The following is a 13714-nucleotide window of genomic DNA, read 5'->3' on the forward strand; positions in this document are numbered from 1 at the left end:
CCTATTGCTTAATCCGCACTCACTTTCCCTTATAAGGGGGCGGTCCGGGAGACCGCCCCTTTTTTATTGACTTATATAAAATTTATCATATAATCATATAAGAATATGATTATGTTTGGGAGTGGTTGCATGGCCTCTGTAAAGCGAACCCCACAAAGTGAAGACCTTGCTTGCGATGTCTTCTATGTTCACAAGGACAAAGCCGAAAGGGCAAAGTCCTCCATGCTTATCGATGAAGTTTTCCAAGAGATTAGCGATTTTTACAAGCTCTTTTCGGACAGCACGAGGTTAAAGATACTGTGGGCTCTCAGGAGTGGCCCCCTTTGCGTGTGTGACCTTTGTGCCGTCGTGGGCATGAGCCAGCCTGCTGTTTCTCAGCAGCTTCGAAAGCTTAGAGACGGAAGAATAGTGAAAAGCAAAAGGAATGGCAAGGTGGTTTACTACTCGTTGGATGACGAGCACATAGAAGCAGCGTTGGATATGGCAGTGGAGCATGTAGCAGAAGGCAAAAGATTGGAGGGTGAACCTGAATGATAGAGCGGCAGGTGGCGGACATCTCAGAACAAAAGTATCTCTTGAAGGGCCTTGCTTGTGCGGGCTGCGCAGCAAAGATCGAGCAAGCACTGAAGAAGACCGAAGGGATAGACGAAGTGGATTTGGATCTGTCAAAAGGTACCCTTTACATAAAAAGCAGGTTGGCCAATGAACGTGAAACCGTTACCAATGTGGTAAAAAGTTTTGAGCCTCACGTCGAAGTGGTGCCGAAAGAAGCTAAAGAGCCGCTGCAAGAATCAGGGGACGGTTGTTGTCCCTCTGGCGGCACTGATTTAAGCCAAGACTCGTCTAAAGTTACTAAAGAAATGGCTGTAATGGTGTTTTCGGCCTTGTCCCTTGTTTTGCTGTTCGTGGACCAGGAGAGACCATTCATTCATTACCCTTGGAACTATGCCCTAGCTTTATTGGGCTATTTGGCCGCAGGCAGCAGCATCTTAACAAGGGCAATAAAAAATTTGACAAGGGGTATGGTGTTTGACGAATACTTTCTCATGGCTATCGCCACGATCGGGGCCTTCTTCATAGGGGCTCTTCCTGAGGCCGTGGGCGTCATGCTCTTTTTCCGAATAGGGGAGGCCCTTCAGGATAAAGCAATAGACAGGTCCCGGAGGTCCATAGAGTCGCTTTTGGCTTCCCGCCCCAAGACGGCTCTGGTCAGCGTGGGCGGGCAGCTGGTTGAGATGGATCCAGTGAAGGTAAGCCCAGGATCCATAGTGGTAGTAAAACCGGGGGAGAAGATTCCCTTGGACGGCGTAGTGGTGGAGGGCATTTCATCCGTAGACACGTCTCCTCTTACGGGCGAATCCCTTCCTTTGGGTGTTTCTCCCGAATCTGAGGTAAAGGGTGGCTTCATAAACAAAGAGGGGCTGCTCAGGATAAGGGTGAGCAGGCCCTTTAAGGAGTCTTCCATATACAAGATGATGGAGCTTGTGGAAAGGGCTTCTGCTAGAAAAGCGAAAGTGGAGAAATTCATAACAACCTTTGCAAAATACTACACTCCAGTGGTTGTACTGCTCGCGGTTGCTGTCGCTTTTGTCCCCCCCTTGATTATGGAAGGTGAAGTCTTCTCAGACTGGCTTTACAGGGCCCTTGTGCTCCTTGTCATATCTTGCCCATGTGCCCTCGTAATAAGTATCCCATTGAGTTATTTCGGCGGGATAGGTCTTGCTTCAGCGAGGGGTGTGTTAATAAAGGGTTCAGTTGTCATGGATGCCCTTAACGATGTAAAGACGGTGGTATTTGATAAGACTGGGACCTTGACGGAAGGAATCTTCAAAGTTCTCTCAGTTGAACCCTTTAATGGCTTTGATGAATCAGAGGTCTTCAAGATGGTTTCTGCTGCAGAACTTCACTCTAGTCACCCCATAGCAAGAGCTATATTGGAAGAGGCAGAGAATCGAAAGCTCAAGGTCAAAGACGAAGACATAGAGCATCATCAGGTGTATCCCGGCAAAGGTGTAAAAGCGATTTGGAAGGGCAAAGAGGTAATCGTTGGAACCAAGGAATTTTTGATAGAGAACGGGATAGAAGTAAGGGAAAGCGCAGAGGGCGCTACCGTGGTAAACGTGGCTTTTGAAGGCAAGCATGCAGGAAGCATCACTCTGGGAGATGCCTTGAGGCAGGAGGCCCAAAAAACAGTCTCGAAACTAAAAGACCTGGGAATAAAGCGGCTGATCGTGCTTTCCGGGGATAATCAAAAATCAACTGAAGCTGCTGCTGGTAAAGTGGGCATTTCTGATTTCAAGGGTGCCCTGCTTCCTGAGGGAAAGGTTGAGGCAGTGGAAGAGGAGATGGAAAGGGCAGGTGCAAAGGACAAGCTGCTTTTTGTTGGGGATGGCATCAATGACTCTCCTGTTATAACCAGGGCCGATGTGGGAGTTGCCTTGGGGGGTATAGGCAGCGATGCTGCAATAGAGGTCGCAGACGTGGTGATAATGGGCGATTCCCTCGAGAAGATACCGGAAGCTATATGCATAGCCCGAAGGACCCGAAAGATAACCCTGCAGAATATTGCATTGGTGCTTACTGTTAAGGTTTTTTTCCTTGCCCTTGGGGCTATGGGGGTAGCGACCATGTGGGAGGCGGTCTTCGCCGACGTGGGAGTTGCATTACTTGCCCTCGCAAATTCCCTCAGGAGCATGAAATTTAAACGCACAGGATGTTAAAAAAAGCCCCCTGCAGAAGCAGGGGGCTTTTTTGTTAAGCTCTCCTATTCCCCGAAGGATATTTGTCTAGAGGCCAAAGGGTTGGGCCATCCCAATTTTCCAAGGTGTCTGAGCCGTAAAGTTTTTCTGCTTCCTGGCTAAGCCCTAACTTTTCCATGGCCTCTTTTGTAGGTAGGCCGGTTTCTAGGTCACAGCCTCTTAATTGATAATAAGCTTCAAGCATCTTTTCATGTTTTGCTTCTTCCTCTTGTGCCTCTTTTGTTCCAATCATGTCCCATTTTACAGGGAACCTATCGTCTTTGCGGCGTATTCCCTGCCTGGCGTTGAATGCCATTTCAAGCAAGTACACCCTGTCTGACGCCTCTTCAAGGTCTTTTTCGCTGTAGGTCTCTCCGGTCACCGCAGACATCAGGCGGGCGAGGCCGTCTAAGAGGGGATATTTAAAAACCAAGGGGACGGCGCTGGCCCAGTTGTTAACGGCGCCTTTACACCTTCCGATCATGTCGGTCAGGGTCACTGCCCTTTCTGCTATGAATAGGGTTTTGACCGGGTCCTCTTCGGGTATGTGGCCATTTTTTATAAGGTCTGGCCATAGATCGGGGTCATTTTCACCGAAGGCCCAGCTGCGGCCCCGCAAGTGGTCAGCTCCCCTAGTGGAAGTTGCGTGGGCCAGGGAAAAAATTCCAGCCGGGAAGTGCCCCCTGCTCAAGCCTTTTACATGGTAGCAGAATGGCATGGATTCTGGACCAATTATCTTTGCAATATTATAAAGCCCTTCTGCCACAAGGTTGCCGAAACCCTGCCTTAAGGCTATTTGGTGTATAAGTTCTATCTGGGCCTCTAGGTTCTCCCAAGAAAGGTCTAATCCTTCTGTCTCTTTTTTCCCTATAATGCCTCGGTTGTACAAGTCCTTAACGAAAGCGATGGCATTTCCAAGCCCTATGACGCACATGCCATATTTGTCAGCCAGGTTTTCCATAGTCATGATTGCCACCGGATCGGTGATGCCTGAATTGGTTCCAAGGCAATGAATACACTCGTGTTCCATAGCTTTGCCTATTTCCCCCTTGTAGGGACCTTCTGGTATTTGGAAGACGTCCTTGCAGGGCACTACACAGCTTGCACAGGCAGTACGAGCTACTTCATACTTCTTGAGTGACTCCGGCAGGAGTTCTTCTGGCGCTTCTTCTGGGGCCAGATATTTTTCGTTGTTGCGGTAGCCTGGGTACCAACGGATCATGCCCACGTGGGTGCCTATTTTTGCTACTATATCTTTTTGGAAGGAGTCATTCATCAAGTAATCCCTGTCCAATTTGGCCAGTTCCTCGAAAGTTAAAGGGTCAGCTATTGAGGTTTTCGTTTTTCCTCTTACAGCTATAGCCATCAGCTGCTTGGCCCCCATAACAGCACCGCTACCTCGAGCAGCAGAGTTATGTTTGTCGAAGATTACAGAAGCGAAGCGTACCATGTTCTCTCCTGCCTGGCCTATGGCGGCGACAGAAAAATCTTTCCCGAATCTATCTTTTAAGGCATCGGTTTTTTCCCATGTTGATGTTTCTTTTAGGTCCTGTGCCTCTATGAGAGAAATTTGGTTTCCATCTATTATTAGGGCCACAGGAGAGTCAGAAGCGCCGGAGAAAACTATCTGGTCGAAACCGGCTCTTTTCAGGGCAATGGCGAAGCTTCCTCCACCGTTGCCATCTCCGAGAATTCCCGTGAGCGGAGATAAAGTGCTTACGTGGATTCTACTGGTAGAAGAAAGGCTAGTCCCTGTGAGAGGCCCTACTGCAAAACATAAGAGGTTTTCCGGGCTTAGCGGATCAATGCCAGGCTTGATGTGATTGTAAAGGACCCAATCATTTAGTCCCCTACCGCCTATAAAGGTAGTTAATACTTTCTTGTCTATATCGTTGACTTTTATTTCTTTGTTGGTCAAATCGACCCAAATTGACTTGCCACTCCACCCGTTCATGGGGTTTGCCTCCTTACTTTTTTTATCTAGGTGCCTTATTTGTTTTACTTTGTGCAGGTAAGGTAATTCTAACCTTCTATTGGAATGTCCGCAATAATTATTTTCCCTTTGGTTTTTGCGGTTGTTGCAGTATAGGTAAAATGTAAACCATATAATTTAGTGAATAAAAACACTTTTTTGAATATGCTGTATTTTGTAGCATTGTATGCTATAAATATTGTATATATAACCTGTAATAATCTTGGGGGTGATAAGGGGCACTGTATGAAGGTTTAGAAAGAAGAGGGAGAGACTTAGAAAAGGAGAAAGGGGAGGATTTAAGTATGAAGGAGAGTCAAATGCGGCAACCAAGTTTAGGGTTATCTATAGCTTTATTTGCTCTATGTGCTTTTATTATAAGCATGGGAGTTTTGAAACTTGGTGTAGATGCTCACATACCAATAGTCATTTGTGCGGTTATAGCGGCCACCGTTGGGGTAGTGATACTTAAAAAGCCTTGGTCGGAAATAGAACAAGGAGCCCTTAACGCTATTGCCGTTGCCCTACAGGCCATAGTGATATTGATGATAATAGGCATGGTAATTGGTATATGGCTTAAGAGCGGTGTTGTACCTTCGTTGATTTACTACGGCCTTTCTATACTTTCACCGTCCATATTCTTGCTGGCAACCCTCCTTATATGTTCTATAGTTTCTTTGGCTACAGGATCCTCATGGACTACAGCGGGAACTATAGGTGTGGCCATGATGGGTATAGCCCATGGCCTTGGTGTGCCAGCGCCGGTAGCTGCGGGAGTCGTAATATCAGGAGCTTATTTTGGCGATAAAATGTCCCCACTTTCTGATACCACCAACCTGGCGCCTGCAGTGGCTGGTTCAAACCTGTTTGATCACATAAGGGCGATGGTTTGGTCTACTGGACCTACATACATATTGGTTGCCCTTATTTGTATAGCTTTCGGTATGAAATATGGTGGGGGCACTTTAGACGCAGCTAAAATTGATGCCATGCAGCAGATAATGAATGCCGAGTTTAATATAGGATTTTTAGGTTTTATTCCCCCGCTTCTGGTTATAGTGTTAGCGGCTATAAAGACGCCGGCCATTCCAGGACTATTTTCAGGTGTCGTTGCGGCAGCCTTGATGGCTTTTGCTCAGGGAGACGGCCTCGGCGACATAATAAATGCCATGCATTACGGCTATGAGGCTGGAATTTCCAGCCAGTTTGCCTCCGCACAAGGGGATGCCCTGATGCAGCTAATATCCCAGACAGGACTTGTAAATGTTGCTCCAGAAATGGCTCAAGAGGTAGGTCAGACTCTTACGGACTTGCTCACTAGGGGTGGGCTGGATTCTATGATGTGGTCTATTTCTTTGGTTATGTGTGCCCTTTTCTTCGGCGGAGTTATGGAAGCATGTGGCTTTTTGGAAGTGATAGTGGGATCAATAATGAAGATGGTGAAGAGCGTCGGAGGAATAATGGCTACCGTTATTGCGTCCTGCTTTATCTCAAACCTCTTCCTTGGTGACCAGTACTTGTCAATCGTCATTCCAGGAAGAATGTTTAAAGTTGCCTTTGAAAAAGTGAATCTTGCCCCAAGAATGTTGTCCAGAGCTCTAGAGGACGCAGGTACCTTGACTTCTCCGCTCATCCCATGGAACACCTGCGGAGCTTTCCAGTCAAGCGCTCTAGGTGTGCCGACCCTTTCGTATTTGCCCTATGCCTTCCTCAACTATTTGAACCCGTTAGTTTCCATACTTATCTCTTACATGAAGATAGGTATTTACTGGAGAACATCTAAAGGCGAGGATGTAGTGGCAAGAGAATATCCAGGCTAAAAACAAAAATTTTTTAAAAAGGGGGGAGACCCCCTTTTTTTATGGTTGTTTATTGTATATAATCTATAAATGTATATATGAATACAAAAAAATAGCATAAACAGTTATTGTGTTGTAACAACAAGAAGGGAGGAGTTGTATTTATGAAAGCGGTGCAGTTAGGAGCAGGATTAGTTGGGCAACTTATTGCGGCAGACCTTGCTAAGGATTTTGATGTGACTGTTGTGGATCTTAACGAAAAGACCTTGCAGGAGATCAGGGAAAAATATCCGTCAATTAAGACTGCTGTAGCATCTGCAACAGATGAGAAGGCTCTTGCGCCAATTCTAGAGGATGCGGATATAGTGACAGCAGGAGTCCCTGGAAGATTTGGGTTCGAGATGATGAAAACAGTAATAGGCTTGGGCAAGAACCTTGTGGATATTTCTTTCATGCCAGAGGATTTTGAGGAATTGAACGATTTTGCGAAAGAGAAAGGCGTAACAGTTATTCCCGATATCGGAGTTGCCCCTGGTATGTCTAATTTCCTTATGGGTAGAGGTGCCGCATTGCTAGATGAAGTGGAAGACGCCCATATTTTCGTGGGAGGCATTCCCACTAAAGAAGTTCCGCCCTTTAATTATCAGGTGACCTGGTCTCCGAAAGATTGTATTGAGGAGTTCACTAGGCCCGTCACTATAGTTAAGGATGGTAAAAAAATGGTTGTGGAGGCCACATCGGGCCTTCACCAGCGGGAATTTCCTGGAGTAGGAACCCTGGAGGCCTTTTATACTGATGGTTTAAGAAGCCTAGCCAAGAACATCAAGGCTAAAAACTTGGGAGAGATGACCCTCCGTTGGCCGGGACACGTGGAGCAGATGAGGCTTTTGAGAACTATGGGCATGTTTGATGAGACACCCAAAGTCCTTGGTGGCAAGGAGGTTATACCTCTCGAAGTTACCGCAGATCTTTTGTTCCCTCTATGGAAGATGGAGCCCGAAAAGGGAGACAGGGACCTCACGGTCATGCTCGTTGAGGTGCATGGCTACAAGGGTTGCGATGAGGTTACATATAGCTGGTATCTGTTAGATTATTTTGACGAAGAGACCTGGAACACCTCCATGAGCAGATGCACTGGATCTACATGCGCTATATTTGCTCGCGCAGTAGCTGGCGGCCTGATAAAGGAAAAGGGAGTCCTTCCGGCGGAGAAACTTGCCCATGATGACAATCTGTACAAGTTTGTCTTGGAGGAGCAGAGGAAACGTCGCATAAAATACACCGAATCCGTGAAGATAGTTAAAGACGTTCACTAACATAAAAATATGAGGCCTATCACGTTTACTTTAGGGAGGAGAAGGGCTTAACCCTTCTCCTCCCTTTTTATAAACTGAAAGTTATGGTTTTGTTGCCACCGGCTGGGAGGGTTTTCGTTTTCCCTTTAATGCATACATCTATGGAGCCTGCGATGGTAGGAAGGTCCTTTATCGTCAGCTGGGATGGCGTAATTGTTATGCTAAGTTCGTGCCCTCTATATCTCATGTGGAAATGAAGTCTGTCTAGCTCTTCTGGAAGTATGGGGTTGAATCTTAACATATTGCCCCTTGCCTCAAGCCCTGTGTAAGCTCGCTGCAGTATGTCTACCGTACCTGCCATGGCTCCAAGGTGGATTCCTTCTGGGGTAGTGCCTCCCTGGATGTCCGCTACATCACTTTCTAGGGCTTCTGAAAACAACTGCCAGGATTGGTGGTTTTGCGAGCTCACTAGCACCCAGGAGTGAACAACTCTGCTTAGGGTGGATCCGTGGGATGTGCGCTGCATGTAGTAATTTGTGTTGCGAGATTTCATCCTTTCATCAAAGGGATATCCCAGGTTTTGGAAAATTCCCTCCAGCTCTTCCTGGCTAAAGAGGTAAAAGAGCATTAAAACGTCTGCTTGTTTTGAGACTTTATATCGGTTGGTCGAGTCTCCTTCAGCTTCAAGTATTCGGTCCAGCCTTTGGATGTCTCCGTATTTTTCGCGATATCCGTCCCAATCAAATTCCGCAAGTTTATCATATCCTTCGAACTGGCTTATGATCCCGTCGTCGTGGAAGATTATGGTCATCTTCTTGGCTAAGCTACTCCACATTTTTATTTCTTCATCGGAGAGCTTTATCTTCTCTTTCAGCCTTCTGAAGATTGGCTGGGGGAGTATGGAGATCATCTCCAAAGCACGGCTCCATATCCACGACGCCATTACGTTGGTGTAGGCGTTATTGTTTAAGCCTGGCTTTTCTGACCATGGGTAGGCATCATGATATTCGTCTGGCCCCATCACTCCATTAATTTCGTACCTTTTGGTTTTTTCGTTCCATGATGCCATGCTAGCCCAGAATCTTGCTATTTCAAAAAACATCTCAGCTCCGTAAGAGCCCAAAAATTCTAGGTCTTTTGTTATTTGGAAGTACTGCCATATGTTATAAGCTATAGCAGAGTTTACATGCCTTTGTAAATAGGAATTGTCCGGCAGCCACCTTCCAGATTTAGGGTTCAGGTGAAGCCTTTGGGTTTCCTCCCTTCCGCTACTTCCACTTTGCCAGGGATACATGGCCCCTTTAAGCCCTGCCTCTTTGGCTGCCTTTCTTGCCGCACCAAGCCTTCTAAAACGGTACATGAGAAGAGACCTGGTTATTTCCGGCATTCTTAAGTTGAGAGTTGGGAATATATAAATTTCGTCCCAAAAAATGTGCCCCCTATATGCTTCCCCATGCCAACCCCGGCTTGGCACGCCAACGTCAAGATCCATGGTGTGTGGTGAGGTTGTCTGAAGCAAATGGAACGTATATAGCCTTAAAACCCTGGCCATTCTGTCTCCTTGGTTTGGATCTTTAGGGAATAAGTCTATGTCGAACTGCTGCCACAGGTGCTTCCATGCCTTAGCGTGAGGTTCCAGGATCTCTTGAAAAGAACCAGCCTTGTACAGGGCTTCTTCTGCCTGAAGAGAGCATTCAGATATGGCACTGTCTCTGGATGTAAATAATGATACAGTTTTTTCCAGCCGTAATAGTTGGCCTTTATTTAGGTTTACCTCAAATTTTTGCCCTATGTAACCTCTTTCCTTTAGGAGTTTTCTTTCAGGGAAAATCTCTTCGCTTTCAACAAAAACTTTAGTCCTGGCTCCCTGGGCTATTCGAATTTCCGATTGGCTTGTCTGTACTTTAAGTAGCATGGAATCGTACCCTAGCTCTTTTTCCAGTAATCCTACAAGGTGTTGGTTATTTAGTTGGAGGTAGCGTTTTACGCCGGAATTTGTGACCTTCCCGTCCAGAGCTGATAGGATTTCAACTTTTCCTGAGAAATTTTCAGCCAATAACGTGGTTTCCTGTACTGCAAGATGGGGGTCAGACATGCTGACAATCCTGCGATTTCTTAGGACGCATATTCTTCCTTTTTCGTCCTCAAATCTGATGCAGCGATGCAAGACTCCCTGATACATGTCCAGCTTTTGGCGATAATAAAGTATTTTAACTTTTGAAAGGTTAAACCAGTCGGAACCTTCCAATTTAAATTTCAGGGGTAGCCAGTTGGGAATATTTACTAGGTCTTCGTTTTCCACGACCCTACCAGCTATTTCTGTCTTGAGCCGGTTGTAACCTCCAGCAAGGTAGGTGCCTGGATAATGTACGCCGTCTGCGTCGCTTTCAGCGGCAGCCCCTCTGGTGGCGAAATAACCATTGCCCAAGGTGCATAAAGCCTCCCTGAGCCCCTCTTTTTCAGGCTCGAAGCCGTCATAAATGAAACTCCATGAGCTCATCGTCTCACCCCCTTTGAGAAAAGATCAGCCAGGTTTTCAAGATACTGCTGTACGCTGTCAGTATCTGGCAAGCTAAAGGAAGCGGCACTTCTTTCCTGGAGTTTACCCTTGGCAACTACTATTCCAATCCCCCATTCTATAAGGGCCCTAAATCCATCTTCATCTGTTACGTCGTCTCCTATATAAAAGGGTAGAGTGGCATATTTGGGAAACCCTAAGGCATCTATGAGCCATTCAAGGGCTTTCCCTTTATCCCAGTCTATGGCGGGCCTTATCTCGAATACTTTTTTGCCATATCCCTTCTTCAGAGAGGGGAATGAGGATATCACACGATCCACTGCTTTTTCTATTTCCGTTACCCTTTCTGGATTGACCAGCCGGAAATGGACTGCAATAGAATATTTTTTACGCTCAATTAGTGCACCTTCGATGTTTTGGATTTTTGCTCTTAGTATGCTTTCTACTTTATCTAGATCTGAAAGGAAAGCCTCTCCTTCCCTAAAGGCTTTTTTGAGCTCTATTGGGCTTTCTATATCGAAGCCGTGGCTTCCAGCGTAAGTTAAACCTTCTATGCCAACCAGATTCTTGACGTCTTTTAAATCTCTTCCACTTATTATGGCTATTGTCGCTACTTTCTTAAGCCTTTGTAACGTCTTCTTTGTTTTTTTAGAAAGGGTGGCTAATTCTGGCCTATCTACAATGGGTGTTAAGGTCCCATCATAGTCCAAGGCCACGAAGGGCTTCTTTCCTAAAATCAACTCTAGCTTTACCCGCTCAAGAACTTCGCGGGCATCTGGGAGCTCATTTATAGGCAAAGTTGTGTCAGGTTTTTCCCCATCTACTGTAACTTGTGATAGGTTTGAGGTTACTACGTGGGCGCCTTTTTCCAATAAAACTTCACCATGGCCTGTTCGGTCCACACCTATTACCATGCCGAAGTTTCCTCTTTTCCCTGCTTCGACACCAGATTCCGCATCTTCTAACACTATGGACCTTGAAGGAGAAATACCCAGCTTTTGAGCAGCATATAAAAATAGATCGGGATGAGGCTTCCCCTTTAGATTAAAGTGTTCCAGGTCAAGGCCATCTGCTTTTATATCGAAAAGGCCCTCAAGTTTGGCGGATTTTATCACTAAAGATGCATTTTTGCTTGAGGTTACTAAGGCTATTTTGAAGTTTTTCTCTTTCATGAGCTTAATTAGGGCCAAAGCACCTCTATAAACAGTTACACCCTCTCGTTTTAGCAGTTCCTGAAAAATCAGGTTTTTTCGATTGCCAAGCCCACAGATGGTTTCTTTACCTGGAGGATCTGAAGGGGAGCCGTAAGGCAAGATTATTCCTCTGGATTCCAGAAAACTTTTAACTCCTTCGTAGCGAGGTTTTCCGTCCACAAAAAGGGGGTAGTCAGTAGATATATCGAAAGGTGTATCGCTTTTACCGGTCTTTTGTAAGTATTCATCGAAAAGGCTCTTCCACGAAAGGGCGTGCAGCGTGGCGGTTTTAGTGATTACCCCGTCCAAGTCGAATAAAGCAGCATCAAATAGATTTCTGCTTATATCGAGGTTACTTTCTTTATGTGTGAGCACTTAGTATCACCACACTTTCCTTACATCATCATAATAAGGTATTTGGATAAAATACGCAAAATTGTTCCCGCCGAATCTCTTTTTTGTAATATTATGTAAAGATACTTTGTCTTTGAGAGGAGAGAAAATGGTAGGTTTTTTTAGGAGTATAAGATCTAAATTCATTTTTTCCTTAGTATTGATAGTCGCATTGTTCCTTGCAATGCTTTTGGCATTCACCTATAGCTCGTTGAAAGATGCCGCCCTGAGAAACGCAAAGGAGCTTTCCAATGCAGCCATGAGGCAGACTGAAAGCAGCATTGACATGTTCTTTCTTGAACTAGAGAGGTTAGCTAGGGCTTTGGTCAAATATCCAGCTTTTAAAAACATCAATACCGATGATATGAGGGCAATTATTTTGGCCGAAGTGGAGGCTAGAAAAGATTATCTCAGGGCAATTTACCTTGGGACGAAGGATGGGAAAATGTACGAATGGGGCATAGGGCCAGGTTTTGTAAATAATAGCCCTATTTTTGAACTCTCTTATGATCCAAGGGAAAGGCCTTGGTTTAAAAGGGCGCTTTTGAAAGGTAGTTTTTCCATATCGGATCCGTATCTTTATGCGAGCTTTCCAGCTTTAGGTATTACTGCGGTGCTGCCTGTTTACGATGATGTTGGAAATTTCGTTGGAGTTTTAGGATTAGATATTCTTCTAGAGGATCTACAGAAAATGGTAAAAAGCTTCAGGATAGGCAAAAATGGCAAAGTGGTTATTTTAAACAGGGACAACCTGGTGATCGCTAGCCAGCTTGAGGATGGAAGTGCTGAAGCAGGGCATAAATTAAAGAAATTTGACCTTTTTGACCCAGCGAAGCTGTCCAACTATCCAGATAGTTACATCATAAAGCCCGATAGGTTGGGTAAGAGATATTTAATCAGTACCTCGGAAGATAAAATCACAGGATGGAAAATCGTGGTGGCCTTGCCGTACGAAGAGGTCATTTTACCTGCCATAAGGGACATCAAGGGGATAATTGTGCTTGAGGTGCTTCTCACTATCTTTTTAGGGTTTGCTCTATTTGTCATGAGTAACAGCATGATAATTCATCCCCTAAGAGGAGCTATAGAGGTTATAGAGGCTGCGGGGAAAGGTGATGCTATTATAAGGATGCCTGAAGATAGGAAAGACGAATTTGGGATTTTGGCCCGGGAGTTTAACAGGCTAATAGAGACCGTCAGGGATTACCAGAAAGAGCTGGAAGACAAGGTCAAAGAGAGGACCCAAAAAATAATAGAGCTCCAAAAGGAGAACCTCAGATTAAGGCTGATAGAAGAGAAGGAAAGGATCTATGGCTACTTGCACGATTCTCTGGGTGCTAGGTTGACCAATATAAATATATCCAATGCCGTGGCACAAAAGGTTATGGATAAAGACAAGAAAATACTGAAGGACATGCTTCAAAGGATTGAGACCAACACAAGGCTTGCCATTTCGGACCTTCAGGAGATCCTCAAGGGATCTCCCCTTAAGAGCAGGCAAATGATAGATTTTTGTCAGATTTTGTATGCTAATGTAAAAAGCAGGCTGGAGTTAAAAGGCATAGAGCTTGAGTGGCATTCAGAATTGGGGCACTTACAGAGGGAGCTTTATAAAGGGGTGCGTTTCGAACTTGAGAAAATTATCCAGGAACTGACGAGCAACGTACTTAAACACTCTGAGGCTCGCAACGTAAAAGTCGCTCTTTCAGCAGATGAAGATAGGTTAAGGCTTGAATTTGCAGATGACGGTATTGGGGGAGCTGTAGTGGACATAGAGAAGAGAGGCTACGGTTTGGCTGGAATAGC

The 13714-nt window shown here is 45.5% G+C and carries 8 protein-coding genes; 5 read left to right on the forward strand and 3 right to left on the reverse strand.

Annotated elements, in window-relative coordinates; genetic code table 11:
* The first annotated feature begins 129 nt into the window (after positions 1 to 129).
* Positions 130 to 534, forward strand: a complete 405-nt coding sequence (locus H0Z23_RS07260; protein ID WP_296868663.1) for a metalloregulator ArsR/SmtB family transcription factor — start codon at positions 130 to 132, stop codon at positions 532 to 534.
* Positions 531 to 2720, forward strand: a complete 2190-nt coding sequence (locus tag H0Z23_RS07265; RefSeq protein WP_296868664.1) for a heavy metal translocating P-type ATPase — start codon at positions 531 to 533, stop codon at positions 2718 to 2720. The genes H0Z23_RS07260 and H0Z23_RS07265 overlap by 4 nt, the downstream gene beginning before the upstream one ends.
* A gap of 34 nt (positions 2721 to 2754) precedes the next feature.
* On the opposite strand, the gene H0Z23_RS07270 is transcribed toward H0Z23_RS07265, so the two are convergent.
* Positions 2755 to 4692, reverse strand: coding sequence for an aldehyde ferredoxin oxidoreductase family protein (locus H0Z23_RS07270; protein ID WP_296868666.1), 1938 nt, complete (start codon positions 4690 to 4692; stop codon positions 2755 to 2757).
* A 323-nt stretch (positions 4693 to 5015) separates the two neighbouring features.
* On the opposite strand from H0Z23_RS07270, the gene nhaC reads away from it, so the two are divergent.
* Positions 5016 to 6530 (forward strand): Na+/H+ antiporter NhaC, encoded by a 1515-nt coding sequence (gene nhaC / locus H0Z23_RS07275; protein ID WP_296868668.1) that lies wholly within the window; start codon positions 5016 to 5018, stop codon positions 6528 to 6530.
* Between the two features lie 143 nt (positions 6531 to 6673).
* Complete coding sequence (locus H0Z23_RS07280; RefSeq protein ID WP_296868670.1) at positions 6674 to 7825, forward strand: saccharopine dehydrogenase C-terminal domain-containing protein; 1152 nt, start codon at positions 6674 to 6676, stop codon at positions 7823 to 7825.
* 67 nt (positions 7826 to 7892) lie between these two features.
* Here the strand turns inward: H0Z23_RS07280 and H0Z23_RS07285 are convergent, their stop codons facing one another.
* Positions 7893 to 10304, reverse strand: coding sequence for a glycosyl hydrolase family 65 protein (locus H0Z23_RS07285; protein ID WP_296868672.1), 2412 nt, complete (start codon positions 10302 to 10304; stop codon positions 7893 to 7895).
* On the reverse strand, positions 10301 to 11890 hold the full coding sequence (gene otsB, locus H0Z23_RS07290) for a trehalose-phosphatase (protein WP_296868674.1): 1590 nt from the start codon (positions 11888 to 11890) through the stop codon (positions 10301 to 10303). Before otsB ends, H0Z23_RS07285 begins: the two co-directional genes overlap by 4 nt.
* 127 nt (positions 11891 to 12017) lie before the next feature.
* Between otsB and H0Z23_RS07295 the strand changes: the two genes are divergently transcribed.
* Positions 12018 to 13714: cache domain-containing protein (locus tag H0Z23_RS07295; protein WP_296868676.1), on the forward strand; the 1697-nt coding region annotated here is incomplete at its 3' end.

It is taken from the genome of Thermovirga sp., from assembly GCF_017656375.1.
Taxonomy (GTDB): Bacteria; Synergistota; Synergistia; order Synergistales; family Thermovirgaceae; genus Thermovirga.